The sequence below is a fragment of the Anaerocolumna jejuensis DSM 15929 genome (assembly GCF_900142215.1).
GTDB lineage: Bacteria > Bacillota > Clostridia > Lachnospirales > Lachnospiraceae > Anaerocolumna > Anaerocolumna jejuensis.
On record NZ_FRAC01000009.1, the window covers coordinates 267,856 to 289,363 of the forward strand.

The window sequence follows — 21,508 nt, forward strand, 5'->3', positions numbered from 1 at the left end:
AGGCAGCTCTATTTCTGAGAATCAAGAATAAACATAGCTGCATCCTGCCCCATAAATATTTTGCTTCCGGTATGAAAGGTCTTAGATTGAATATTCCTGTATCCGATTTTACTCATAATTCCAGCTAACTCTGTTTGCTCAAATCCGTTATGAACTATATCGGAAACTATTTTTTCATTTTTATCAAAATCTACAATCAGTAAATGTCCGTTTTCATTCAGAATCTCATATAATCTTGATAAAATCATATCGACCTCACTAATATGGAGCAAGACCTGAACCATAAAAATATAGTCAGCATGTAACTCCGAAAGACTTTCTTTTTCGAGGTCAAAGCATAAGGTAGATGCGTTCTGTATATCCGATACGGAAATTTTTTGCTTTATCTGATTAACCATATTTTGTGATGTATCCAGAAAAAGCATCGATTTAAAATCCTTTAACAGGTTCATTCCAACAAGACCGGTTCCACAGCCAAAATCTATTGCGCTCTTATCTTTGGCATCAGCTAAATATTCGCGAATGGCATCTGACGATAGCTTTGCAATTTGGATTCTTTCAGAAGTGTCATATATATCAGCTATCATTTCAAATTTATCCGTATTTCCCATTATTATCTCTCCAATCTTCTTTGATAAATCTACGCTGGCACTCTTTGTGCTGCTTCTGCATTCTGTATATTATGATAACATAATCTACAACAAAAAACTACCAAACTGGTACCCAGTTATAAGTTAAAACCTGCTTTCTTTAGAAAATCTTTTGATTTTCTCTACTTTTTTTTAACAAATTAGTTATATCAAATTAAAATATATCCTACTTATCTGCGGTATGCTTATCATACCAAGGAGGTAAAGGCTCTCTTTGCCGGAAACGTATGGGGTAGTTAAAATTACCCAGGGCAAACGCTTGAAAACAGTTAATGGAATGGCACGAGGACTGGTACTGCCTTGTGCAAAGTATGTGTGCTTCTTCTCATTTTATGCTATAATAAAGTAAAAAATGGAAATTATAAGGATGCATGCATCTCAGCCCTTATAAAAGGAGCAGAAAGGAACCAAACATTTATGAAGATTGAAATGAAAAATCTGGACCTGTTATACCCTTCGGGAAAACAGGCACTGGACAACGTAAGCCTGACCTTGGACAGTCCGAACCTTATCGGGCTTCTCGGACAAAACGGGGCGGGCAAATCCACCTTAATGAAGCTGCTGGTTGCAGGTCTTCTGCCTTCCCGCGGAGATATCTGCGTAGATGGGCGTCCGCTAGTAAAATGCGAAAAGGAGGTGAAGACGAAGCTTGGTTATCTGCCGCAGTCCTTCGGGCTTTATGATGAGCTGACAGTCTGGCAGTTCCTGGATTACATGTCCTCCCTCAAAGGCATTAAAGACAGCAAAGCTGCCATCAAAGCAGCAATAGCCGCCACCGGATTAGAGGAGAAACAGAAGGCACGAATCCAAACCCTTTCAGGAGGACAGCGCCAGCGTGTGGGGATTGCCCAGGCTATGCTCGGGGAGCCGGAACTGCTGATTTTCGATGAGCCTACGGTAGGACTTGATCCGGAGGAACGGATCCGCTTCCGCAATCTCTTTTCCCATATGGCACAGGATAAGATTGTGCTGCTGTCCACTCACATTATCGAGGATGTCCAATCCGTCTGCAATCAGTTGATTGTAATCCACCATGGCAGAATTCTATTCACCGGAGGCCCGGAAGAATTAATTCAAAGGGCAGAAGGACATGTCGGGACTTTTATCGAAAACAGTATAAGCAAAGCGGACCAAGCCCTTCTCATTACCTCACGGGTAAATACAGCACACGGCATTTCCTGCCGTGGTGTGGCTGACACCCTTCCCGACTATGCCACCACAGCGGAACCTTCCCTGGAGGATGCATACCTGTATCTAATTGAAAGAGAGGGTGCGCTGCTATGAAATTCCTCTCTCAACTACGGGTGGAAACCGGGCGGCTGTTCTGCTGTGTAAGAACCTGGCTGGTTATCCTGCTTGTTATCGCATCTCCCGCAACAGGATTATGGATTTACCGGGCAGTCACTTCCATCTCCAATTCCTCCTATACGACTTCTTTGAACGGAACCTACCTGGGTAATACAGCACTGGCCGGAGCTTTACTGGGAGCTTTGCTCTTTGGATTTTTAACCGTACTGGAGTTAGACCGTGTGCACAGGACCCATACAAATATACTAACAGAAGCCATCGTCTCCCCTCTGTCCTTTTATTTCTCTCAAATTATGGCTTTACTTCTCGCCGCCGCAGTTTCCCAAATCGCGGTACTGGCGGTTTGGTTTCCTTATACCTCTGCCCGCATTGGTTCGGTATTTCATCCCGGGCTCTATCTTGAATTTTATTTATGCACAATGCTTCCAGCCATGGTGTTTGCAATACTATTTACTGCTTCGGTATACCAGATTATCAGGCGTATGGACTTAACACTGATTTTGCTTGCCGCCTTCCTTCTGCTTAGTATCAAAGTATGGACGGAAAACTGGCTGCTGCGCTGGGTTAATCCCTCCATCGGTTACTTATCGGATGATTTTGGACACATGCGGCTGCTGCGTTCCATTATCTGGAACAGATTGTTCTGGCTTTTTATACTGTTGGGCTTTTGGTGTCTTTCTTTTCTTTTCATCAGGCGGTATGGCAGGGGAATTCTGCGCTCCGCAGCCTGGAATGCAAGAAAGCTATACCTGCCCTTTGCTGCCGCCCTGTTCATAGCAGCCGGCATCCGGGCATATATCGCGCAGCCCTTTCTCGACCACAGTAAGCTTGAAATTACGGATGATCTGTATAATATCAATTACAACGAAGCTGTCACCTTTTCCTCCATCCATGTAGACGCCCGCCCCAATCTTAAAACCGGATGTCAATGGGGAACTGCTTCCTATCAGCTGCAAAATACCGCAGGTCAGTCTCAAATGATCTCTTTTCGTATAAATCCAGGCTACAAGATTTCTTCTGTAAGTGCCAATGGGACTTCCGTAAAATACCATGACCTTAATAATGATGACCAAAATGGTAAAATAATAGAAGTGAATCTCCCTCCCGCTAAAGAAATCACTCTGAAAATTAAATATGGCGGCTTTCCTCAGGAATGGAATATTTTAGATTTATCCCAGGGAGAACTTGAAATCAGCAAGGATTATATTTATCTTGCCAATCAGGATTTTGCACCTGTTCCATGGGATTTTTTCTGGAGCGGCGATGATTTACCTCAGTTCACCTCTGCTCTGTCACTGCCTAAAGAAATGATTCCTGTATTATTCGGAGACGGTACCGTGGAGCAGGTGGGTACCAACCCCAACGGTACGGTACGGTGGCTGATTCATGATGCGGGAAGCACCCTCATTCTTTATGCCGGAGACTACATATTCGAAGCCATACAAGCAGCCGGAATAAATATTGATTTTTATTATAGTTTGAAGCATCAGCGAGTCATGGAGGAGTGTGGTGTCAAAGACATCATCAGCAGGGTATTCGAGTACTGTACCTCCCATTACGGACCGCTGAGCTTCTATCAGAGCAGCAATATGCGCCTTTTGGAAATTGGAATTGCAGGGGGCGGTTATGCCGGCAAGGGTGCCAGCGTTATGAGTGAGGACAGCTTTAATGAACAGGGGCTGAAAGATTCAAAGAAGGGAGCCTCCGGAAGTGAAGTCCTGGCCCATGAAATTGTTCATCAGTGGTGGGGACTGGGCAATATGTTCGATAATGGCGGCAGTAACCTATGGTCATCGGAAGGACTTACTGTTTATACTACCTACCGTATGGTGAAGGAGCAATACGGAGAAGCTTATGCCATGGAGCACTATGTAAGAGAATGGCAAAAAAAGGTGGACGATTACTACGATAATTATTATGTCCGCCACCCCGAATACCTGAAAGTTTTGCCGGAGAAATTTCGTACTAGTATCTCCAACAGCCAGTCTTCTACCCGGCTTTACTGTGAAATGCCGCTTAAGCTCCTGAAAGCGGAGCAGCTGGTAGGCGGCGAGAAAAAGATGGACATTATTCTCAAAAAACTGTTCACCCGCAAAATTGATAACAACAATCCCTATCTTACCTATCAGGATTTTCTGGATGCCTGTAAATTAACCGAGGAGGATCTGAATCTTGAATAAAATATTTCATTATGAATTAAAACGGCTCGTATGTTCCAAGTTTTTTGCCGGTATTCTTGTGATATGCCTGGCCTATGGCTGGCAGGTTCTAAGCACCCGGACCATCCTCGGCGTATCAAGTACCGCACCTTTTTCTCCCTGGAGCTACGGGGAGTATCTGTCAGAGCTTCTGCCCCTTCTTGGCATCATACTCCTCTTTCTGGTATGGAATATCTCCTCCGGAAATTCCCTGCGTGTACAGCCCCTAATCCTTGCCACTCCGGTTTCAAAAAGCCGCTACCTGTTGGTAAAGGTCATGGCAGCTGCAGTGGCATGGCTGGCTGCAGCCCTTTGTACAGTCCTTCTGGGTCTGGCTTTTCTCCTCTTCCTGTTTGGAGGCGCCGTCCCTGTTGCTGTGCTGCTGCTCCTTTCCGCCATCATCCTGCTGCCTGTACTGCTATTTATGCTGGGACTGTTTCTTTTGGGCAGCCGTCTCCATCCTTTACTTCCCGTCCTTCTGCTGCTTATTCTCGCTGCTCTGTCCCAGTTCTTCCTGCCGGCATCTGCAGATATATTGGGGAAAAGCTTTTTTACCAACTATCCCTTGGAGCTGGGTATCCTTGATCCTCCTCTGTCTCTCCCTACCTCCGTTATCGCCGGTAAATTATTCTATGCCCTTGGGGGAGTGGGGATGTTATTTGCAGCACTCCGTTTAGAGGAAAAAAAGTATTGAAATGCTAAAAGAAAGCTGCTGTTCCATACATCAAATAGAGATGGAACAGCAGCTTAAAAATCAAAAATAAATTCTTTCAAAAATGGTTTTAGCTATTATTTACATAATTTTATTTAATGTTATTTAATCACCCAGAATTGCAACCCCATAAGCTTCAAGTTTTACAGTATTAACAACTTTCTGGTCTGTAAGAAGGTCCGTATATTCCTGTGTAAGGGCTATGACCGTATCGTAATTATTATGATTCAGGAGGAACTTTACCTGTTTTTCTCCATCCGTAGTATCTACTACCTCTATTCCTTCCTGCACATAAAGTCCCACCTCAATACCGGCCTGTCTGCAGAGATATTTTGCAAAATTGCCCTGTGCTTTTTCATCCAAATCACAAGCCAGATAATATACGCTGCCTTTTCTGGTCAGGCAGGGAGCTCCTTTAAAATAACTGCCGGTATACAAGCCTAATACCTCCGCATCCTTAGGAGTCACAATGTCACACCAAAGCTTAGCCGTGCCGCTTCCAAAGATGCCTGCCACTGAAGTTGATTTATCAAACTGAGGGTCATAATCCTTCACCTCCACGCCGGTCAATTCCGCTAATGGGCCCGGTATTGTCTCCGGCAGCATCCGGTTATATTCATTTTTAAAAGCTGAACGGAAGGTTATGACCAGAGTGCCGCCCTTTGCCGCGTAGCTTTCCAGATTATTCTTAGCCTCATCGGAAACGTATGCCAGGGCCGGTGCCAATACCAGGGAGTACATGGATAAATCCTCCTCCGCCTGGACAAAATCAACGGAAATATTCATATCATAAAATGGTTTATAAAACGCCAGTAAAAGATTATCATATTGAAAACCCTCCACATTCTGAAAGATCGTATGGCACCACTCCGTATCAAAGGATTTTATAATTGCCACTCTGGCTTTCGGCATTAAGGTTCCCACCTTTTGACTTAGCCTTTCCATTTCTTCTCCGGTTTGTTTAACCTCGTCATACCTTCTGTTTACTTTTCCATCATGTCCTAATATACCATGCCAGTTCTGCTCCGCACCGAAGGTGCAGGCTCTCCATCTGAAATACACAACGGTATCGGCACCATTGGCAACTGCTTCATATGTCCATAGCCTGAGCTTCCCCGGATCCGGCGAGGGTCCCATTTTACTCCAGCCGCAGGGTCCGCTCTGCTGCTCCATTACCCAGAAGGGCTTTTTCTTATATGACCTCAGCAGGGCATGGTCTCTGGATACTGTTTCCATCTTTGCCTTGCCCCATTGGAACTCAATATAATTATCCCATGTAACAAAATCTAATTCCTCTGACAGTTTAAAATAATCGATTCCTGTCCCGGAATTGACAGCAGCATCCAAGAGATTACTGGTGCATGGTTTGTCACTGTATTTTTTAATCAGCTCTGTTGACTCTTTGGTAAAGCTGATAATGGAGTCACTGCAAAATCTATAGTAATCAATGAGCAGGCTTGGATTCTGCCCCTGTGTCCCGGAATCAAAATCATAACAGGTCCCGGCTTTCGGCACAATAACTTCATTAAAGCTATTATAGATCTGGCTCCAGAATACGGTTCCGTAGGTTTTATTTAAGCATTCTATCGTTTTGTATTTTTCTTCCAGCCAGTCTATGAATTTATGATGGCATTCCTCGCAATAGCAGCGTGCCGTATTTCCGTGGCCCAGCTCATTGTCTATCTGCCAGCCTTCCACATAAGGATTTTTACCATAACGCTCTGCAATAAGCCCAACTAACTTACGTACTTTTTCTCTGTATATTTCACTGTTAAAACAATAATGCTTTCTCGTACCGAACAGTTTTGTATTTCCATGGATATCCTCCGCTAAAATATCCGGATATTTATCAATCATCCATTTGGGCGGAGTTGCTGACGGAGTACAGAGAATAAGCTTTATCCCTTTTTTCCCAAAGAAGTCTACGATCTCATCCATCCAGGCGAATTCATAAACATCCTCCCTTGGTTCATATAAGCTCCAGGCAAATTCTCCTACGCGGATTACTTTAATCCCAGCTTCCAGCATTAGCTTCACATCTTGTTCCCACCGCTCTCTATCCCAATGCTCGGGATAGTAATCAACACCTATTCGCATAATAACTTCCCTTCTATTAATTTGAATTTTTATGTGATTGCTAAAATATCATGCTTGCATTTCTATGGCACGCAATTACCTGAAAGTAAATTTAACTGTTTGAAGCTCTTTCATTCTGCTGCAATTGCCTATATAAGCTGCGTAAACGATATCCTCCTGCACAAATCCATTTTCAGCTTCATCAAAATATGCCATATTTTCTTTTGTAACCTGAAGGCATACTTCTCTTTCCTCACCCGGAGCAAGCTCAATTCTGGCAAAATCCTTTAACAGCTTCACTGGTCTGTCTACCTTGCTGCCTTCACAGCCGACATATAGCTGTACGATTTCCGCACCTTTCCTGTTTCCGGTGTTTTTTACTGTAACCGTTATTTTCGCTTTATTCTGAAAGCTGGTAATCAGCGGGGTGCCGATTTCAAAGGTGGTATATGACAGGCCATAGCCAAAGGGATAGAGTACTTTCCTGTTTTCCTTTTCCATTTTTGCATAGCCGTGATAATATTCATAGGTAATGCTGGTACAATCCGGGTCGAACTCCGGATAATCCTCTTCTGCGCAGGTTACCGTATAGGGGAGTTTACCGCTGGGGCATACATCACCGAATAAAATATCTGCCAAAGCGTTGCCGCCTTCCATTCCGCTGTAGAAGGAAAAGAGGATTGCCGGCACATCCTGCTCCCATTCATCGATAAGAATGGCACTGCTTCCCACCAAGGATACCACTGTATTCGGATTAATCCCTTTCAGCCCTTTTATTAAATCAATGTCTCTTTTATGCAGTCTCATAGATGCCCTGTCTCCGCCCATTTCAGCAATATCACTTCGATCGGCAAGGTATTCCCCTTCATCCGAATGGATATAGCCTGCTACAATAACAACGGCGTCTGCCTCTTTTGCAAGTGATTTTGCTTTTTCCAGATCATTTCCATCATGATAAAGAATTTCGGCTGTGGGCATTTTTCTCATCAAGCCGCGTAAGGGTGTGACCGTATACCAGGGATGAACCTTACTGGAACCATGGTCACCGATATTCTCCGTATTTCCCAATACGCCCAGTACCACAATACGTTTTGTTTTCTCAGGCTTAAAAGGCAGAACCTTTCCTTCATTTTTCAGAAGGACCATGGATTCCTCCGCTGCTCTTCTTGCAACTTCAATATGCTCTGGAGAAGCAATGCATTCCGGTGCATAAGCCTTCGGGTCTTTTCTGGTCTCAAAATACAGGATGGTTCTTAAAATATAGCCGACCGCTTCGTCAATATCCTTACTGTCAATTCTTCCTTCTGCTACCGCATCCGGTAATTGATTCACATAGCAAAGAAGGCTCGGCATTTCAATATTCATTCCATTCTGCACCGCTTTTACGGCATCTTTGACCGCCCAGATAAAGTCAGACAGGGTGAAGCCTTCAAAGTCCCACATTGTTCTCAGGATATCCTTTAATAACAGCTTACTCTCCGATGCCTGGTCACCGTATACTTTATTGTAAGCTCCCATTACGGAGGCCGCACCTTCTTCTATGCAGCGTTTGAAATGGGGAAGATAGACTTCATGAAGTGTCCTTTTATCAGCAAAAACGTCCGCTTTAAAACGTGCATTTTCAATACTGTTCATGGCAAAGTGCTTGATGCAGGCCATAACGTTCTGGCTCTGCACTCCTCTGGTAAGGGCCGCACCCATTTCCCCAAGATGATACTGGTCTTCCCCGTAGCACTCCTGGGCCCGTCCCCATCTGGGATTACGGGGTAAATTAATGCAGACGCCGCCAAAATAGTTGCCTCCCTGGGCCCGAATCTCAGCTCCGATTACTTCACCTATCTTTTCCTCCAGCTCCCTGTCAAAAGAAGCACCTCTGGCCATGGACACCGGAAAACAGGTGGAGGAGCCTGAAACCACTCCTCTTGGCCCGTCCACAAAGCGCACATTGGGTAATCCTAACCGGTCCACTGCCATAGTAGGATATGGTTTCATATTATAATGCTCTATCACGAACAGGTCGTCCATCAATTTTTCTTCCGTTGACTGCCCGGACATAATTCCAATCTTTTCCTCCAGGGTTAATTGGGGAATAATTTCATCAACGAACCTTTTGATTTCTTCCTTCGAACAGTTTTCAGTAAGCTTTGTATTTTTTACCACATCACGCATTATTTTATTCCTCCTCCAATATTATTTTCTCTTCGTATATTTTCTCATATCAAGGATTACGGCAAATAATATAATCAAGCCTTTTACAATGTATTGCCAGTACATATTGACTCCGATGAATGCCAGACCATAGTTAATTACCGTAAAGATAAGAACTCCAATAAGGACTCCTCCCACACTTCCGATACCTCCGGTAAGGGAAACACCGCCTACTACGGCTGCCGCAACCGCATCCAATTCATATCCGTTACCCGTTGTATTCGAGGCACTGCCAATACGTGCAACCTCAAGTGTAGCTGCAAAGGCATACATGGCACCTGCCAGGGTATATACAAGAATCTGTATACGGGTTACATTAACGCCGGATACTTTTGCGGCTTCCGGATTGCCGCCCACTGCATACATATATTTACCGAATTTCGTTTTATTCCATAATACCCAGATCAAAGCAGCTATTATAATTGCTATAATAATTAAATAGGGAATCCGTAAGCTTCCGATACCAATGGAGCCTGTGGCTATTTTCGTAAATTTAAAATCAATTCCGCCAATGGGCTGCGCACCATAGGGAGGACGGTCAAAATAGATGGAAGCCAGACCATAAAGTACTAATTGCATTGCCAGGGTTGCCACAAAGGGAGGAACCTTGCATTTTGAAACTACAATACCGGAAAGCATTCCTGCGATTGCACAGACAAGCATGACCACCAGAAAAGGTACAATAATGGGAAGCTCCGTAAGATTTGGATACATCCGGTAGGCATAGGTAACCTGCTGCATCAGGGACGCGGAAACAACTGCCGCAAATCCAATCATACGTCCTGCGGATAAATCAACGCCCTGTACGATCAGCACCATTGCCGAGCCCAGTGCAATGATTATTCTTGTAGAGGACTGGGAAAAAATATTGGTAAAATTATTTAAAGATAAAAATTTAGGTTCAAAGGCCGCAATCAATATTAACAGTCCTATTAAAACAACATACATTGCTTTTTGAGCCAATAGTTCTTTTATGTTCACGCTTTTTTTCTCTGTAGCCTTACTTAAACTACTCATGTTAATTTCCTCCGTAACTATATGAATTTTGCAGATGAGCTCATAATCTCTACCTGTGAAGTGCTTTTTGCATCAAACAGTCCTGACTGTCTGCCGTTGCTCATAACCAGAATTCTGTCACAAATTCCAAGGAGTTCCGGCATTTCAGAGCTGACGATAATCACGCCTTTCCCTTGTTCCGCCAGCCGGTTGATCAGCTGGTATATTTCATATTTGGCTCCCACGTCAATGCCCCTGGTAGGTTCGTCCAGCAGCAATATATCAGGGTTTGTAAGCAGCCAGCGGCCAAGTATTACCTTCTGCTGATTTCCTCCGGACAAATTGCCGATATAGGTCTTTCCCGAAGGTGTTTTAACATTCATAGCCTGGATCATTCGATTAACATCCTGCTGAATCAATTTATTATTAAGCAATCCTATTCTATTAGAATAACTTCCTACATTCGCAATAATTGTATTAAATGCCACGCTGAGTGTTGTAAAAATTCCATCTGCCCGTCGTTCTTCCGTAAGCATTGCAAATTTATTTTCCATAGCCTTAATCGGTGTACCGTTATCAATTTTCTTGCCGTTCAAATAAATTTCACCGTTTCCTCTTCGCCGGATTCCAAACAGTGTTTCCAGTAATTCAGTCCTGCCTGCTCCAACCAAGCCGGCAACACCCAGAATTTCTCCTTTGCATAATTGGAAATTTACTTCTTTAAATGCCGGTGAAAAGGAGGAAAGCTCCTTGACCTCCAGCAATACGTCACCAATACTGCTATTTCTGACCGGATAGCGTTCCGTCAATTCTCTTCCTACCATCATCCTTATAATAGCATCAATGGTTAATTCCGCTGCAGGCTTTGTAGCTATCCACTTACCATCCCGCATAATAGTTACTTCATCGGAAATCCTCAAAATTTCTTCCATCTTATGGGAAATGTATATAATACTTGTGTCATTCTTTTTCAGCTTATCTATAATCCGAAATAAATGTTCAACTTCCTTATCCGTTAACGATGACGTCGGTTCGTCCATCACAATTACTTTTGCATTGTAGGAAACAGCTTTTGCGATTTCAATCATTTGCTTCTGTGATACCTGAAGTGTTCCGATTTTGACTTTCGGATCAATATTAATGTCCAAATCATCAAAAATAGCTTTCGTATCTTCGTACATTTTCTTATCGTCAACCAATCCGTTTTTCATGGGATACCGGCCCAGCCACACGTTTTCCATGACCGTCTGGTACAGAACCTGATTAAGCTCCTGATGAACCATTGAAACCTGGTTATTCAAGGCCTCTGCCGGATTGGAGAATTTAACGTTTTTACCGTTAAGTAAAATTTCCCCGCTGTCAACGGAATATATTCCAAACAGGCATTTCATCAGCGTTGATTTTCCAGCCCCGTTCTCACCCATTAAGGAATGAACCGAGCCCCACCGCAAATGTAAATTGACATTGTCCAGGGCCTTTACCCCCGGGAACGATTTACTTATTCCATTCATTTCTAACAGGTATTCACTATTTTTAACACTGTCCGGAGTTGTATTCCTATTGTTTTCCTTGCTCCTTAACATGTTTAACCCTCTTTTCTGCCAATATGGGGCATGCGCTTTTTCTTACGCATGCCGCATGCCCCGTATTAAATTTAGATTTACTTCGCGTAAGTAGATTTTGCAACATCAAGGTTATCTTTTGTAATAGCCTTATAAGGAACACGAATCGCTTTTGCTTCATCTAACTTGAAATCCATACCATCACTAGCATCTTTTCCATTGATTAAGTTTTCGGCCATCTTTACTATTATCTGTCCCTGGGTCTTGGCATCCTGCAGTACCGAGCCCATTACTTCTCCGCTTTCGATTTTATCCAGCATCTCCGGCAGGGCATCAATTCCAATAATAGGAATATATTTTTTACTTTCTGTTCCGTTGGTGTTATACCCGGCTGCTTCAATAGAGGTTAATGCTCCAAGTGCCATTGCGTCATTTGCCGCAACAATGCATTCTATCTCATCACCGTATTTGGAAATCCAGGCATCCATTTTATCCTTTGCTGTTGCTGTTACCCACATACCCGTGTCTTCAGCAAGCAAGTCTATATCAATTCCTGCGTCTTTAATTGTACTTTTTACATAATCTGCTCTGGGCTGGGAAGCAGTATGTCCCGGATCACCCATTAAATTCACCATCTGGAGCTTTCCATCCCCATTCTTATCCATGTTGGGATTGGCTTTCCAGGCATCCACAATCATCTGTCCTTCAATGGCTGCACCATAATCTCCTCCTGTTGAAGTAACCTGATAAGCATTTTCATAGGAATCGATAACACCTTTTTCCGTTATTTCTTTATTAAAGAAGATAATTGGCAGATTACCTGCTGCCTTTACTTTTTCAATCAGTGCCGGTGCCGCTGTTGTATCGCAGACTGATAATGCGATTACCTTAGCTCCTTTTGCAATCATGGTATCAACCTGATTCGTCTGTGTGGATTGGTCATTTTGCCCATCTTCAATATTGGTCTTAAAGATACCGCCAGATGCGTTAACAATGCTCTTTCCAATATAGGAGTTAAAGTTATCCGAGGCAGAATAAATACCGGCGCCTAAAATCGGCAGTTTCGCTGTTTCTGTCGGCTTCTGTCCCCCCTCCTCTGTACCTCCGCCTGTAGTTCCGCCTGTAGAATTACCTCCGCAGGCTGTCAATGACAGAATCATTGCTGCACATAACAATACACTTAAAACTTTCTTTTTCATGTTAAACCCTCCTGATACTTATATAATTAATTGCAATAACAGAATACCATCCACCCTATTCTTGTACAACTTTCAATCTTTAGAAGTGGTGGACTATTTTTAGAACTTAATTATAAACAAAAAAAAATAGGATATTTGTATTCTTTTGTAAAAAATACCGATACCCTATTTTTCCCCATATAAAAATTGATATACCCCATCTTCATCAATGGCAGTACCATTGTGTACAAATATATTTTCCCCCTCCACCAGATTTATTTCGGAAAAGGCCGACAGCAGGATAATAACCGTAATCCCCCGGTTTCTCAGCATCTCGATCATCATGACCGTAATTTCCCTTACATGAACATCCTCCTGTGCAAAGGGCCTGATGCATACGACTACTTTCGGATTATACAGATACCATTTATAATAAGCCATTTGCTGCAGCTCCACCGGCTGGATTTCTGCCGGCTTCTTGTCCAGGTCCGCCGCCTCAAAGGCTGTCTCCAAAAACTGCCTGATGTTTTTTCGGAACCGTCTGCGCAGCCAAAACAAAGGAACCTTTTCACCCAAAAGCAGGCTGATATTTTCAAAAGCGGACAAATTACCCAATAGTTTGTTTTCATATGCAAATTCTTCAATAAATCCAATTCCCCGCTTAATTGCCTGATTCAGGTTACCGGCAGTATAGGCATCCCCTTCTATGAATATATTGCCGCTCTCGGCTTTTCTTTCTCCTTTTAATAGTTCCAGAATATGATTCCCGCTTGCATCATCCATATAATATATCTTTACAACCTCTCCCCGGCCCACCGAAAAGGAAAGCTGACGGAGCACCTCCGTTGAAACATTATCAAACTCGACTTCCGTTATCCATTCTTCATATTCCACATTATTTACACTTGCTCCCATTGCATACCGCAGACCTGTCTGAGGTACTGCCATAGATAATGGAGTGTGAAAGCGCTTTTCTTTCACACTTGCTCCCGTTGCATACTGCAGACCTGTCTGCGGTACTGCCATAGATAATGGAGTGTGAAAGCGCTTTTCTTTCACACTTGCTCCCGTTGCATACCGCAGACAGGTCTGCGGTACTGCCGTAAATAATGGAGTGTGAAAGTGCTTTTCTTTCATACTTTCGTCCTTGAGAAGTATTTCAAAGACCTTATCGCCACGAACACTATTTGAATTCAGGATTCCCATTGTCTTGCCATGCTTGACTATAACAAAATTATCCGACCACCGGAAAATAATATCATCAAATGCTTCTATGACAAGAAAAGACATCTCAAATTGCCGCATCCGCTTCATCATACTATAAACTTCCTCTAATTCCGGCTCTTTCAGAAAGCTTGTCAGATTTGAAAAGGCAATAATTTTCTTCCCTTCCGCAAAGGCCTTCACCATCTCAAGAATGACTCTGTCCTTTTCTGATAGGAGCACAGTGGAATTATATTTTCGCAGATTGATGCCCAGCTTGCTTTCTATTTCCTTTATCGGTTTCTCAAAGGCGTGCCCGCTGACAAAATAGCGGGGCACATAGGAAGAAAATAAAAAAATATTTTCTTCCACGCTTAAGGAGCGTATTAATTTACCTGTACGTTCAATAACGGAAATATTCTTTTCAAAGCATTTCTCATAGCTTTCTGCTGAAATCTTGTTATTCTCAAAGGAAAGCTTCCCTGTCTGCAGCGGTCTCTTACCTTTGAGAAAATCCACCAGGATATTCTTTTCCAACGCATTGTCAAATACGAAGCCAAGGCTGTCACCATGAAAGAGATTAAAATAGAGGCTTTTCATAATCTCCACTCCATTGTTAAAAATACTTCCGTTTTCTACAAATAACAATTCTCTTTTCACGATTGGCTTCCTTCCGAATGAATATTGGGAATTGTAATCCGGACATCCGTTCCCATTCCCGGCAGACTATATACATGTATCCCGTATTCCTCACCAAATAATAGCTTAATCCTGCGGCATACGTTCTTAAGCGCTATACCTCCGCTTTTACCGCGTTCATCATTTACATAGCTTACTGATACCCTCTCCAGCTTTGCATTGAGTTCTTCCAGCTTTTCTTCCGAAATGCCAACTCCGTCATCCTTGATGCTGATATAGAATTTCGTATCCGTTATTTCAAAGTCCACGACTACAACTCCGGCATTTGCCTTTTTTTCAAGTCCGTGAAAAATAGCATTTTCAATAATTGGCTGCAACGTCAATTTTGGGATTTTTAACCGCAGGATATCCTGGGGTTCCTCCGGCAGATTGAACACGATTTTTAATTTCCCCCCAAACCGGTATTCCTGAATTGCAAAATAATTTTCTGCGTTTTCTATTTCACTTTCAAGGGTTACCAGATTTTCTGTTTCCGTAATGGTATAACGAAAAAATTTTGAAAGTGCTTCCGTTATATTAGCAATGTCCTCTTTCCCGGCACATAAGGCATCACCACGGATGGCATCCAGGGTATTATAAAGGAAATGGGGATTGATCTGATTCTGCAGGGCCAGATATTCAGCCTGTTTGGTAGAGATTTTAATCGCACTCTGCTTATCCAGCATATTATGCAGCCGCTGAAAGACCTCCTGCAGCTCCGGAACCATCTGATAATCTTCCTCAAACAATTCTTCATAAATTAATCCCTCGTTGAACTTTTTAAATTTCTTTATTTTGCGCTGAAAGGGCTGCATGATTTTATGCTCAAATATATAAACAAGAAGGCTGAAGCCTAACATAAATAAAAGGATACACACCAAAAACATCTTAAATTCCAGTACACGTTTTTGATATAAAGCAATGAGAATAGAAAAAACCAACACCATAATCACTGCATACAAAATATAAACAATAAGAAAAATTTGTTCGGAAAAAGTTTCACGTTTCTTTTTCATCAAATCACCTGCTAACTATATAATTTACGGTATTCTGACGGGGTTAAGCCTGTTATCCTTTTAAAAACCTTTGAAAAATACTTAAAATCAGAGTATCCGACTTCTATTGAAATATCAACCAGTGTCTTGTTCGTTGCTGCCAGAAGATTCTTTGCGTTTTGAACGCGGATTTCCATAACATACTCCATAAAGTTTTTCCCGGTTTCTTTCTTAAAAAGTGTGGAAAAATAGGCCGGATTAAACCCTATCTGCGCACTGATGCTTTCTAAACTCAAGGCTAAATTATAATTATCATTGATATACTGCTTTGCCAGGCGTATCGGTTTCGTTTCAGCCTGCTTTATATTTTCAGTGTATTTCTCCAGCAAAGCACTGATTTCCTGTTCCAGTCCGTTAAATACATCCTCCAGGGAAAAATAGGTTTCATACAATTTTTCATAATGGGCTACGGGCAGAATCTCAAGCTCGGAGCTGAATTCCTTTAGACCATAGACTATCATTCCGATAACTTCCATATAGCAGTCATATACTAATTTTCCATTTTCCCTGTAAGGCAGCAGACGGTTTTTCAATTCCTGCAGTATAACCGCTATCCCATCCGGATTAAGCCTCTCCAAATTACCATGCAGGTCATTTTTTATCTGGGCATCTATAAAATCACCGGCAGCCCGTTTACCATCTTTTGGGCTTTGATATTCAATGATATATTTTTCCTGTTCCGACAATCTGTTAAAAACAGCCTCTTTCGCCTGCTCCATGGAAGCCGCCAATCCTTCCAGACTGTTCATCACCGAGCCGATTCCAATGTATACCTTAAGCTCCTGGAATATACTCTTTAAATTTATAATATCCAGTCTCATTTTCTTTAATTGCTTTTTCACCTCGAAAAGAGACGGGTCGTTTACATTTATAATTAGGATAATACTGTCTTCATATTCCATAAAAATAATTTCTTCGCAATATTTCGTCAGCCGCTCCCGAAGCATCTGCTGGATCTTTGTTAATACCATGTCACGCTCCTCATCACTCAGGCGCCTGCCACGGATAAAGGGCTGGATTTTCAATACTGCGTAATAACCCTCTATAAAATGCGTATGATACTCTTTATTAAACTCATCAAGATCATTTAAATTGACCTTCTCCGGATTTAAGATCAAATCTGCAATAAATGATTTCTTCACCTTTTCCCTGGAGCTCTCCGCAAGAGATTTCCACTTTACCTGTTCTATCTGCTGCTCCACTAAGCTGACATGCTTTTCTTTTATTTTATTGAGTGTATTTACCAGTTCTTCTTTTCTCAATGGTTTAAGCAGATAATCCTGTACTCCGTAATGAATTGCATTTTGGGCATACTCAAAATTACTGTAACCGCTTATTATAATAAAACTAATCTCCGGATAAACTCCCTTTGCCTGTTTGATCATCTCAAGTCCATCGCAATTTGGCATACGAATATCCGATATTACGATGTCAGGTTTATTTTCAATAATATATTCCAATGCGGTCTGACCATCATGCAATATATCTACAACCTCTAAATTCATAGCATCCCAATCAACCAAATGTAGAATCAATTGACACACTTTTACTTCATCATCAACAATTAGTACCTTGAGCACTGATTATCCTCCTTACATTTGAGTTCTGACTATTCCCGTAAATAACAAGCCTCTCCTGACTACGCTTATATTCTAGCATCTGTACTTAACAATGTAAAGCATGAGCGTTACTGCCGCAAAAAATGCATAAAGCCTGCTTTTTTAAAGCAAGCTTTACAGCCTTTTTGCGGCGGGATAATCTTAGTGCACCAATGCATTAGACCTAAAAATTATGTTACAGTCCTATAACTGAACTATAATTAACAAATTACCAGACAAGTTCCCTGTATTAATAAGTAAAGCTGTCATAGGTCATAAAGTTATTTGAGTACTTCACCTCTCCGTGCTCCAAATAAAATACGGTAAAACCATTAGCATCAGGAGCAGGATAAACAGCTGCCACCTGTTTATCAATTGTAGCATGTATCTTTGCTGTCAGTTCTTCATCAGTGACCATGACAGCCTTACCGCTGATGCGGAAATTATAACCGCCTGCGCTGCAGGTAAATGCGCAATTCGGATTACTTTCAAGCTGACGGTATACATTTTTCTTATTGGAGGTACAAAAATATATCCTGCCGTCTTCAATCAATTGATACTGCCAGCCTCTGACGTCAGCCTTATCACCGTCAACTGTTGCAAAATGGCCGCTTGTGTGAACCGGAATTATTGCTTTCATTTCTTCTAAATTCATAATTATTTTCTCCTTTTTTATACATTGCTCCACATTGCTTGTGGGATTATAACCAACCTATTCCATAATATGAGACATAATCTTCTCAAATATTCAATTAACTTTTATAGTCTGTTCTTCTTACGCAATTCTAAAGTCATGTTATAAAGTTTACGTGCATTCTCTTTATTAAAGGTCTCCATTGCAAGGCTTACTGCTTTACGTTCCCTGAATGCGGATAAAGAAGCTGCAGGCGGATTATCCAGTAATTCGATGACTGGCACAATTGCCTTCTCAACAGGCTTTCCAATTATTTTATAAATCAGCTTCATTAACGGATTTTTAAAGGTTTCCAGCATACTGGAGGTTTGTACTGCCCAGGGGTTATAAAGGATATACTTTATTTTACCGGCAGTATCATTTTCTGCAAAGGAAACTCCTGAAAGATCATTTAACCGGCTGCCATGGAACATTACCTTTTGCGGTTCAAAATTATTTCTGTTCTGTATATCCTTCCAGTTTACTTCTCCCTTCATTCCGGGTGCGCAAACATTAAGAATAACAGGAGAAGCCGATTTTTCAAGGCTGTCTTTCAATCCATAGCTTAGAAGGAACCTGCTCAGATAAGCCAGCGCAAAGGTGGTTTCGAAGCCCTCTTTTGTTTCGGTATACTCCTTATTGTGCTTTGCGGCACAAAAAACGACTATATCTAAATAATGAAAGCGGTCTTTAATTTCTTCAATCACCCTTTGGTTTTCCTTTACCAGGCTCAAATTCGCCTGTATATAGATTGCCCTGTCTTCAGCTCCCAGTTGTCTGGCTTCCTGATAGAATACGCCGCCTTTTGCAGATGAGCTGCCGACAACGATAACGCGGTCGCCCTTTTTTAGGAAGTGCATGGCAATACCTTTTCCAATTCCATCTGTTCCGCCTGTTACAAGTATTGTTTTCATTAATCCTCCTCCATTTCGTTATCATAAATGGTAAATTTAATAACATTTCCATCTGGTATTTGCCCTATAACCTATCACATAACACCCCTGCTCCTTATCCTGCACCTGTAATAACCAACGTTTGCTTATAATCACATCCTTTCAAATTTGTATTGACAATATTACTATAACATGATAGTTTAAAAAGTAAAGTACGCAAAGTTTTTACACCTAGTATACATTTGTTTACTTAATTCACTTTACTATTATAAGAGGTGCAAGCTTATGAATCCGCGAGACGATAAATTATGCGTAGAATCTATAAAGCAGATAATGGCGATTTTCGGTGGTAAATGGTCATTTGTAATTATTGGGGAATTGCATTCAGGTGCAAAGCATTTCAATGAACTCAATAAGAACTTAGGAATTAGTACTAAGTCCCTTTCAGATGCTTTAAAGAGCCTTGAATCAAACGGTGTTGTTACACGCACCGTGTATTCCACCCCTCCCATTAAGGTGGAGTACTCCCTGACAGATAAAGGCCGTGATTTTGAAGAGGTTTTTATTGCAATGAGGGAGTGGGGCAGCAAATGGCTAAAGGAAGATGTATGAATGCATTTTAAATTATTAAAAGGACAGCTTCCCACTTACATGCACACGTTTCGTGCGGGGTCTGTCCTTTTAATATACCTAATAGCCTAATAGCTATCCATCTTAAACCGGTATTTACTATTCACCGGTATCAGTAACAAAATCCTTGATTTTTCTAGCCGGGACGCCTGCAACAACACAGTTGTCCGGCACATCTTTCGTCACAACGGCACCAGCCGCCACAATTACATTATTTCCAATCGTAACACCGGGCAGAATTGTACAGTTGCCGCCAATCCACACATCATCTCCGATTTTCACCGGTTTCCCATAGGCTTTCTTTTCCCGTCTGCCTTTTGGAGTAAGAGGATGCCCTACAGTTGTAATCAATGTATTTGGTCCAATCATACAGTAATTGCCGATATGCACAGGCGCAATATCCAAAATGGTTACATTATAGTTTGTCAAAAAATCTTCACCCACATGGATATTCTTCCCATAGTCGCAATTAAAATTGGGCTGGATATACACGTTCTTACCAGCGGAACCGAACAATTCCTTAATCGCCACAAGTTGGGCATCGTAATCAGCCGGGTCAATGGCATTGAATTTGGCACAGCCTTTTAATGCATTCTCCTTGCGTGCCACAACCTCATCATCAAAAAAGCAATATTCAAGTCCGGCATCTAACTTTTCCAGTTCTGTCATTTTTTTCACCCTATCATTCTTAATAATTATCGGAAGGATTTTTGGTAAATGCTTAAAATATCATTGTCCGTCAATACTGCAGGATCAGCGGAGAAATCACCGCCAAGTACTTTACGGGCACGTTCAGGGAACTTTTTCAAGCTTTCAGGCGTAATACCATACTCACTCATTTTCAGCGCCTCCACATTGCAATCTGCCAGCAGCTTATCCAGCGCATCCACAAATTCCTGTCCGGAAACCGCATTTTCCACACCCATTGCTTTTGCCATTTTTATCATCTGACCATCGCAGACATGCAGATCAGCAAAATGCTGATAATATGCATGGGCTATCATAATAAGGCCCGCACCATGGGGAAGATTCGGATAGAAGCCACTCATGGCATGTTCCATTGAATGTGCTGAGGTACAAAGCATATAATATCCGGCCAGTGTATTAGCCAGCGCGACATGGGCACGGGCTTCTTTGTCGGAACCGTCTTTCACAGCTCCAGGCAAGCAGGCTGCCAACAGTTCAATGGTTTTTAATGCAAACATTTCACCCATTGGATGGTTTTTGGTATTAATGACACTTTCCGAAGCATGAAAGAAAGCGTCCATCCCCTGATATGCCGTGAGTATAGGCGGTACAGTCATCATCAAATCAGAGTCTACAATGGATAAGGCAGGATACATGCTTTCAAAGCCAAATCCTGATTTTTCTTCTGTTTCTTCTTTCGTAATGACAGCCCAGGGGTCGACCTCACTTCCTGTCCCTGCCGTAGTTGTGACAGCAACTATTGGCAACGGAGCATTTACAGGTGTTTTCTTACCGCCAGTCATGCTAAAGCTATACTCCCAAAGGTAACCAGGATTGATGGCTGCAAATGCAATTGCTTTTGCAGCGTCCATGCTGCTGCCTCCGCCAAGACCTACAACAAAATCACAGCCGTTTTCTTTTGCCATAGCCGCACCATCCATTACATTTTTCAAGGTAGGATTGGGTTTGATCTGGTCAAACAGCACAGAACCTACACCGGCTAAATCGAGCTGTTCCTCCACACGGGACAGATATCCTCCATCCTTCATGGACCTGCCAGAAGAAATCACAATCAGAGCTTTTTTCCCTGGAAGCTGCTGCTCATGCAGATGAGCAAGCTGTCCTGCTCCAAACAGAATACGGGTGGGTATAAAATAAGTAAAGTTATTCATAATTATTTCCTCCTGAATTTTAAAGTATTTA

The 21,508-nt window shown here is 42.1% G+C and carries 16 protein-coding genes and 2 pseudogenes; 4 read left to right on the plus strand and 14 right to left on the minus strand.

The window, feature by feature from the left end:
- Positions 1–8: 8 nt before the first annotated feature.
- Positions 9–611 (minus strand): class I SAM-dependent methyltransferase, encoded by a 603-nt coding sequence (locus BUB77_RS09075; protein WP_073274987.1) that lies wholly within the window; start codon positions 609–611, stop codon positions 9–11.
- A 456-nt stretch (positions 612–1,067) separates the two neighbouring features.
- On the opposite strand from BUB77_RS09075, the gene BUB77_RS09080 reads away from it, so the two are divergent.
- Genes BUB77_RS09080 through BUB77_RS09090 form a run of 3 tightly spaced genes read left to right on the plus strand, consistent with a single transcriptional unit; the run spans position 1,068 to position 4,850 of the window.
- Positions 1,068–1,934 (plus strand): ATP-binding cassette domain-containing protein, encoded by an 867-nt coding sequence (locus BUB77_RS09080; RefSeq protein ID WP_073275233.1) that lies wholly within the window; start codon positions 1,068–1,070, stop codon positions 1,932–1,934.
- Positions 1,931–4,138: a M1 aminopeptidase family protein gene (locus BUB77_RS09085; RefSeq protein ID WP_073274989.1), complete on the plus strand. Its 2,208-nt coding sequence runs from the start codon at positions 1,931–1,933 to the stop codon at positions 4,136–4,138. Before BUB77_RS09080 ends, BUB77_RS09085 begins: the two co-directional genes overlap by 4 nt.
- The gene (locus BUB77_RS09090; protein ID WP_073274991.1) at positions 4,131–4,850 is read left to right on the plus strand and encodes a hypothetical protein; all 720 of its coding nucleotides are present in this window, start codon (positions 4,131–4,133) and stop codon (positions 4,848–4,850) included. Before BUB77_RS09085 ends, BUB77_RS09090 begins: the two co-directional genes overlap by 8 nt.
- 123 nt (positions 4,851–4,973) lie before the next feature.
- Here BUB77_RS09090 and BUB77_RS09095 read toward each other — a convergent pair whose 3' ends face one another.
- The 10 genes from BUB77_RS09095 to BUB77_RS09140 form a co-directional block, all read right to left on the minus strand.
- The gene (locus BUB77_RS09095) at positions 4,974–6,965 is read right to left on the minus strand and encodes a beta-galactosidase (RefSeq protein WP_073274993.1); all 1,992 of its coding nucleotides are present in this window, start codon (positions 6,963–6,965) and stop codon (positions 4,974–4,976) included.
- Positions 6,966–7,040: 75 nt separating this feature from the next.
- Complete coding sequence (locus tag BUB77_RS09100; protein WP_073274994.1) at positions 7,041–9,113, minus strand: beta-glucosidase family protein; 2,073 nt, start codon at positions 9,111–9,113, stop codon at positions 7,041–7,043.
- Positions 9,114–9,134: 21 nt separating this feature from the next.
- Positions 9,135–10,169: a galactose/methyl galactoside ABC transporter permease MglC gene (gene mglC, locus BUB77_RS09105; RefSeq protein ID WP_073274997.1), complete on the minus strand. Its 1,035-nt coding sequence runs from the start codon at positions 10,167–10,169 to the stop codon at positions 9,135–9,137.
- 17 nt (positions 10,170–10,186) lie between these two features.
- The gene (locus tag BUB77_RS09110; protein ID WP_073274999.1) at positions 10,187–11,731 is read right to left on the minus strand and encodes a sugar ABC transporter ATP-binding protein; all 1,545 of its coding nucleotides are present in this window, start codon (positions 11,729–11,731) and stop codon (positions 10,187–10,189) included.
- A 77-nt stretch (positions 11,732–11,808) separates the two neighbouring features.
- Positions 11,809–12,909: a galactose ABC transporter substrate-binding protein gene (locus BUB77_RS09115; protein WP_073275001.1), complete on the minus strand. Its 1,101-nt coding sequence runs from the start codon at positions 12,907–12,909 to the stop codon at positions 11,809–11,811.
- Positions 12,910–13,074: 165 nt separating this feature from the next.
- Complete coding sequence (locus tag BUB77_RS09120; RefSeq protein ID WP_073275003.1) at positions 13,075–14,751, minus strand: ATP-binding cassette domain-containing protein; 1,677 nt, start codon at positions 14,749–14,751, stop codon at positions 13,075–13,077.
- A complete protein-coding gene (locus BUB77_RS09125) occupies positions 14,748–15,785 on the minus strand; it encodes a sensor histidine kinase (RefSeq protein ID WP_073275005.1) in 1,038 nt (345 codons plus the stop codon). Before BUB77_RS09125 ends, BUB77_RS09120 begins: the two co-directional genes overlap by 4 nt.
- An 11-nt stretch (positions 15,786–15,796) precedes the next feature.
- Entirely contained in the window at positions 15,797–17,404 is a 1,608-nt protein-coding gene (locus tag BUB77_RS09130) for a response regulator (protein WP_073275007.1), read from the minus strand.
- A gap of 268 nt (positions 17,405–17,672) precedes the next feature.
- On the minus strand, positions 17,673–18,077 hold the full coding sequence (locus BUB77_RS09135; RefSeq protein ID WP_073275009.1) for a pyridoxamine 5'-phosphate oxidase family protein: 405 nt from the start codon (positions 18,075–18,077) through the stop codon (positions 17,673–17,675).
- A gap of 104 nt (positions 18,078–18,181) precedes the next feature.
- On the minus strand, positions 18,182–19,009 hold the full coding sequence (locus BUB77_RS09140) for an SDR family NAD(P)-dependent oxidoreductase (protein ID WP_073275011.1): 828 nt from the start codon (positions 19,007–19,009) through the stop codon (positions 18,182–18,184).
- 264 nt (positions 19,010–19,273) lie between these two features.
- Here BUB77_RS09140 and BUB77_RS09145 point away from each other — a divergent pair, with 264 nt between their 5' ends.
- Positions 19,274–19,600 carry a winged helix-turn-helix transcriptional regulator gene (locus tag BUB77_RS09145; RefSeq protein WP_073275013.1) on the plus strand — a complete coding sequence of 109 codons (327 nt, stop codon included), beginning with the start codon at positions 19,274–19,276 and terminating at the stop codon, positions 19,598–19,600.
- A gap of 144 nt (positions 19,601–19,744) precedes the next feature.
- Here the strand turns inward: BUB77_RS09145 and BUB77_RS30985 are convergent.
- The 3 genes and pseudogenes from BUB77_RS30985 to BUB77_RS09155 all read right to left on the minus strand — a co-directional run.
- A pseudogene (locus BUB77_RS30985) lies at positions 19,745–19,894 on the minus strand (DapH/DapD/GlmU-related protein); the annotation flags it as partial.
- Positions 19,895–20,128: 234 nt separating this feature from the next.
- Positions 20,129–20,287, minus strand: a pseudogene (locus BUB77_RS30990) (maltose acetyltransferase domain-containing protein); the annotation flags it as partial.
- 26 nt (positions 20,288–20,313) lie between these two features.
- Entirely contained in the window at positions 20,314–21,477 is a 1,164-nt protein-coding gene (locus tag BUB77_RS09155; RefSeq protein ID WP_073275017.1) for an iron-containing alcohol dehydrogenase, read from the minus strand.
- Positions 21,478–21,508: the final 31 nt, after the last annotated feature.

Bases quoted from the DNA above. Each gene is read 5' to 3' on its own strand.
- BUB77_RS09075 (WP_073274987.1), bottom strand. From the start codon at position 611: ATGGGAAATACGGATAAATTTGAAATGATAGCTGATATATATGACACT.
- BUB77_RS09080 (WP_073275233.1), top strand. From the start codon at position 1,068: ATGAAGATTGAAATGAAAAATCTGGACCTGTTATACCCTTCGGGAAAA.
- BUB77_RS09085 (WP_073274989.1), top strand. From the start codon at position 1,931: ATGAAATTCCTCTCTCAACTACGGGTGGAAACCGGGCGGCTGTTCTGC.
- BUB77_RS09095 (WP_073274993.1), bottom strand. From the start codon at position 6,965: ATGCGAATAGGTGTTGATTACTATCCCGAGCATTGGGATAGAGAGCGG.
- BUB77_RS09100 (WP_073274994.1), bottom strand. From the start codon at position 9,113: ATGCGTGATGTGGTAAAAAATACAAAGCTTACTGAAAACTGTTCGAAG.
- mglC (WP_073274997.1), bottom strand. From the start codon at position 10,169: ATGAGTAGTTTAAGTAAGGCTACAGAGAAAAAAAGCGTGAACATAAAA.
- BUB77_RS09110 (WP_073274999.1), bottom strand. From the start codon at position 11,731: ATGTTAAGGAGCAAGGAAAACAATAGGAATACAACTCCGGACAGTGTT.
- BUB77_RS09115 (WP_073275001.1), bottom strand. From the start codon at position 12,909: ATGAAAAAGAAAGTTTTAAGTGTATTGTTATGTGCAGCAATGATTCTG.
- BUB77_RS09125 (WP_073275005.1), bottom strand. From the start codon at position 15,785: ATGAAAAAGAAACGTGAAACTTTTTCCGAACAAATTTTTCTTATTGTT.
- BUB77_RS09135 (WP_073275009.1), bottom strand. From the start codon at position 18,077: ATGAATTTAGAAGAAATGAAAGCAATAATTCCGGTTCACACAAGCGGC.
- BUB77_RS09140 (WP_073275011.1), bottom strand. From the start codon at position 19,009: ATGAAAACAATACTTGTAACAGGCGGAACAGATGGAATTGGAAAAGGT.
- BUB77_RS09145 (WP_073275013.1), top strand. From the start codon at position 19,274: ATGAATCCGCGAGACGATAAATTATGCGTAGAATCTATAAAGCAGATA.
- BUB77_RS09155 (WP_073275017.1), bottom strand. From the start codon at position 21,477: ATGAATAACTTTACTTATTTTATACCCACCCGTATTCTGTTTGGAGCA.